This is a genomic window from Citrobacter sp. wls718 (assembly GCF_005280945.1).
In the GTDB taxonomy this organism is placed as follows: Bacteria; Pseudomonadota; Gammaproteobacteria; order Enterobacterales; family Enterobacteriaceae; genus Citrobacter; species Citrobacter gillenii.
Window position 1 is genome coordinate 1 of sequence record NZ_SZWV01000089.1, and the last position, 4,342, is coordinate 4,342.

Consider the following 4,342-nt stretch of genomic DNA (forward strand, 5'->3'; position numbering starts at 1 on the left):
TCAGTAAGTTGGCAGCATCACCCAGGGAGAGAACGGAATTTGGCTGCTGACAGAGGGGAGAATCGTGATAAGACGTCGCATTGATGGTCTTATTCTGGCAAGCCAGCAGGCGCCGATAATGCTGGGAATGGCAGAGTTTTTTCTTCCTACCGGGCAAAATTTTTATGATATTGAGGCCGTCAGTCCTTGTACGACACACGTTATCAAGAAAACAGATTTTATGACGGTCGTGAATCGCGATCAGTTATGGGAGTCGGTAGCGGTCGTTGAAGCCTACATTATCCAGGTAATGAGCCAACGCGATCGCCTTATCACCAGCCGGAGTGCCACAGATATGGTCTGGGGACACCTCGAACTGCTGCAACAAGAACCTGAGGAGATCAGACAAAGGATCTCTGCAGCACAATACATTCGGGATCGTACCGGACTTTCGCGTAGCACGGTTATGGATACCCTTGCCAGACTCAAACGGCAGGGGGCAATCCAGCTTCAGCGCGGTCATCTGGTGTGCATCTGTATCGACTAACATCCGCCGCTTGATGCCATAGCGGCGGACAGTGGCAACATTACTGCCCCCAGCGGTTGCGGATATAGGTTACCGCATCCTGGGTTTGGGGTTGATTGAGGTAATCCTCTCTGAACAGGATCGTACCGTTGATGTGCGGTTCAGTCTCGTTCATATCGAGCTGTTTTTTCAGTTCCGGAACACCACCGTTAACCGCCCAGTCGGGCTCTTTTCTTGACGGCTCACCAACCTTATACAGCGCAACCCCGATATACAGGCGCGTGTTGGTTGACTTGACCACGTTCGCCCACCATTTTGCCAACACATCGTAACGCGCGGCATCCCGGGCAAAAGGCCAGTAAAGCTGTGGGGCGATGTAATCCAGCAGGCCCAGTTGAACCCAGCGGCGTGTATCTGCATAGGATTCATCATAGGCCGCCGCACCGCGCGTGTCGGAACCCGCCGGGTCGTGCGAACGGTTACGCCATACGCCTGCCGGGCTGACGCCGAACTCCACTTCAGGATTCAGTTTCTTGATAGTCTGCGAGACCTGCGCAATGAGCTTTTCTGTGTTATGGCGTCGCCAGTCCGCTTTCGAGGCAAATCCTTGACCATATTTTCTGAAGGTCTGACTGTCGTTGAGCGCAGAACCGGGTGATTCGGTATAGAAGTAGTCATCAAACTGCACGCCGTCGACGGGATAATTCTCAACCACTTCCGCCACGATGCTGGTTACCCAGTCCCTGACTTCAGGAATGCCCGGGTCGAGGACGAAACGCTCACCCGCCGTGCGGATCCAGTCCCGATGCAGAACAAAGACGCTGGATGGATTCTGGGACAAGGTATTATTTAATTCCGTTACCGTTCCGGGTTTGGTGTTGACAGAAACGCGATACGGATTAAACCAGGCATGGACTCTCATCCCACGCTTATGGGCTTCGTCGAGCATAAACTGCAGCGGATCGTAACCCGGATCTTCACCAATTTTGCCCGTCAGGGTATCTGACCACGGCAAAATTTTGGATTGCCATAGCGCGGTGGCATCTGGCTTGACCTGGAAAAACACGGTGTTGATCCCAAGACGCTTAAGATTATCCAGCTTGTCCGTCAGCGCTTTTTTCTGCTGGCTAATGCGGATGGCGGACGAACTGCCGTTAACCGAGGCGATCGGCGGCCAGTCCAGGCGCGAAACCGTTGCCAGCCAGACACCACGCATCGGCTCCTGGCTACGCTGCGGTTTGGTTAACGGCGGCTGTGGCGAGGTTTTCGGCACCGGCGGCTCGGAAGAGCAACTGCCGAGTAAAAGCATGCTGCCGACGAGCACGGCGAACCATTTCACGTTGGTTATCGGCAGTATGTTGCGAGAACGGGCGACGAGATTCGCCAGCTTTTTCTGGTAATGACCTGAAATAAAACCGGGTGCAGACATCTGAAAGGGCTCTTATTTCTTATTAGCGCGACTATTAGCCCAGGGATCGAAGTCCGGTGACTCGGTGTTTTCCGGGGCGTCATCATTCAGGGAATCAAGATACAACGCTTCTACTTCAGCGCGCGCCCAGGGCGTGCGGCGCAGAAATTTTAAACTGGATTTAACGCTGGGATCGTTTTTAAAACAGTTGATGTTGATGAGTTGACTCAGCTCAGCCCAACCAAAGCGGTCAACCAGCGCAGTGACCTGCATTTCAAGCGTTACGCCGTGTAAAGGGTCTTTCGAAGTATGAGCATTCATATGAAGTCCAGTTCAGGGGTGCAAATTAATCATTCACGCACGCAGTAGGCTTGCGAAGGGGAAGGTTACAAGAAAGCAGGGCGACCAGCAATGGCATAAACAGGCCTGATGCTCGCGAATGAGCACCAGGGTTCCTGTCAGGGTAATGAATTGACGATCAGTATTCTTTAAACGCCAGTTCCAGACGGGCGAGTAAGGGTTTAAACAGGTAGCTTAAAAATGTCCGCTCGCCGGTTTTTATCGTTACGCTGGCGGGCATCCCGGCTTTAATCTTGTAATCACCCAGCAAGCGCGCACCTTCAGAGGAAACCTGCACTTCGGCGAGGTAATAAGGCTGTTGAGTGGCTTCATCAATTAACCGGTCAGCGGAGACGGTTAACACATGCGCAGGTACTGACGGCAGCAACGCGTGGTTAAGTGCCGGGAACAGGACGTCCACGGTTAACCCTGGCGCCAGTTTATCAATGGCATGTACCGGTATTTTGGCATCGATTTGCATCGGTTGTCCGGCGGCAACAATATCCATCAGATGTTCGCCCGGCTGAATTACACCGCCAACGGTACTGACCTTAACGTCCAGTACCACACCGTTAATGGGGGAGCGAATTTCTGTGTTATCCAGCTCATGACGGGTAGATACCAGTTCATCTTCCAGCATGGCGACTTCTTTTTGGTTTTCGGTCAGTTCAGACTCTACCTCACGCAGGTATTGATGACGCGCCTGATATGCTTTGATTTTCAACTCATTTTGCTGAGATTTGAGTTTGGCAATGTTCAGAATATCTTCGGATACACTGCTGGAGATTTCAGCGGCCTCACGTTCAAGCACCAGTAATTGCGCTTTCGGGTAGTAGTTTTTTTCACTCAATGCACGAATTGCGCCGAGCTCGCGGTTAATCAGCGTGAACTGATGATCGCGATAACCTTTTATTTTGTTGAGATTTTCTGTCTGCCCGATCAGGCCATCAAGCGTTTCCTGAATCATCGACAATTCATCCTGAATCGTTTTACGCCGGGTATCAAAGAGTTTGGCCTGCAAATTTCTGACTTCTGTCAGACGTTTATTCCCGGAAAATTGCTGAGTCAGCGCGCTATTGAAGGCAATCTCCTCCAGGCCGTCTCGCTCTGCCATCAGCCGGTCTTCAATACTTTTTGCTGAAATATACTGCGCGTTTAAGGCACTGAAACGCATATCGAGCTGCATTTTATCCAGACGGACGAGGACCTGATTTTTTTTGACCTGGTCACCTTCTTTAACGAAGATATCCGTTACACGTCCGCCGCTCAGATGTTGAATTGTTTTCCGGTTGCTTGATACCGTCACCGTGCCATCCGCGACCACCCCAGCATCCAACGGCGCTTGTACCGCCCAGAGCAGAAAGCCGCCAACGCCGAGCACGATGACGACGATTCCCCGAACAATCGGCGCCCAGATATTGGTATCCACACCTGAAGAACCCGGATTTCCAGAACCTTTTGTATTCTTTTTCATCTTCATGCCTCGCGTTTTTGTTCATTGTTGGATGAAGACGCTGTCGCCACTGGTTTTAATACATTGGCCTGGCGTAACGTGGTAAAGACCTGATCACGGGTACCAAACTCCTGGATAGCCCCTTCATTGAGCATTAAAACCTTGTTCACCACACCGAGCAGCGTGGGGCGATGGGAAATGATTACGGTGGTTTGCCCCTGGGTTCTGAGGGTATTAATCGCCTTGATGAGGGCAAATTCACCGGCATCATCCAGGTTAGCATTTGGCTCATCAAGGACCAGAAATGCGGGGTTGTTATACACCGCGCGCCAGCCCGATACGCTGACGCTGACCACCTGATAATTGATATCCACCTGAACCCAGTAAAGTGTCATACCCCTGCGGCAGGCGCAGGATCATCTCGTGCACACCCGCAAGCAGCGCGGCCGCCACGATAAGTTCACTGTCATTTTTCGTAAAACGGGCAATGTTTTGCGCGATTGTGCCGTCAAACAGCTCGACATCCTGCGGAAGGTAGCCGATGGACGGACCCAGCAGTTCTTTATCCCACTGACAAATATCCGCGCCGTCGAGCCTGACTTTACCCGATAACGGGGTGATGCTGCCAACTTACTGA

General features: G+C 51.9%; 4 protein-coding genes and 1 pseudogene. 1 reads left to right on the forward strand and 4 read right to left on the reverse strand.

Annotated elements, in window-relative coordinates:
• The first annotated feature begins 64 nt into the window (after window positions 1-64).
• A complete protein-coding gene (locus tag FDW95_RS17045; RefSeq protein WP_137363555.1) occupies window positions 65-526 on the forward strand; it encodes a helix-turn-helix domain-containing protein in 462 nt (153 codons plus the stop codon).
• Window positions 527-566: 40 nt separating this feature from the next.
• On the opposite strand, the gene FDW95_RS17050 is transcribed toward FDW95_RS17045, so the two are convergent.
• The 4 genes and pseudogenes from FDW95_RS17050 to FDW95_RS17065 all read right to left on the reverse strand — a co-directional run.
• Window positions 567-1,934: a glycoside hydrolase family 10 protein gene (locus tag FDW95_RS17050; protein ID WP_115258501.1), complete on the reverse strand. Its 1,368-nt coding sequence runs from the start codon at window positions 1,932-1,934 to the stop codon at window positions 567-569.
• A 12-nt stretch (window positions 1,935-1,946) separates the two neighbouring features.
• Window positions 1,947-2,234, reverse strand: coding sequence for a VF530 family protein (locus FDW95_RS17055; RefSeq protein WP_096757060.1), 288 nt, complete (start codon window positions 2,232-2,234; stop codon window positions 1,947-1,949).
• A gap of 157 nt (window positions 2,235-2,391) precedes the next feature.
• Window positions 2,392-3,726 carry an HlyD family type I secretion periplasmic adaptor subunit gene (locus FDW95_RS17060; protein ID WP_115258502.1) on the reverse strand — a complete coding sequence of 445 codons (1,335 nt, stop codon included), beginning with the start codon at window positions 3,724-3,726 and terminating at the stop codon, window positions 2,392-2,394.
• A 2-nt stretch (window positions 3,727-3,728) separates the two neighbouring features.
• Window positions 3,729-4,320 (reverse strand): annotated as a pseudogene (locus tag FDW95_RS17065) (ATP-binding cassette domain-containing protein); the annotation flags it as partial.
• Window positions 4,321-4,342 lie beyond the last annotated feature (22 nt).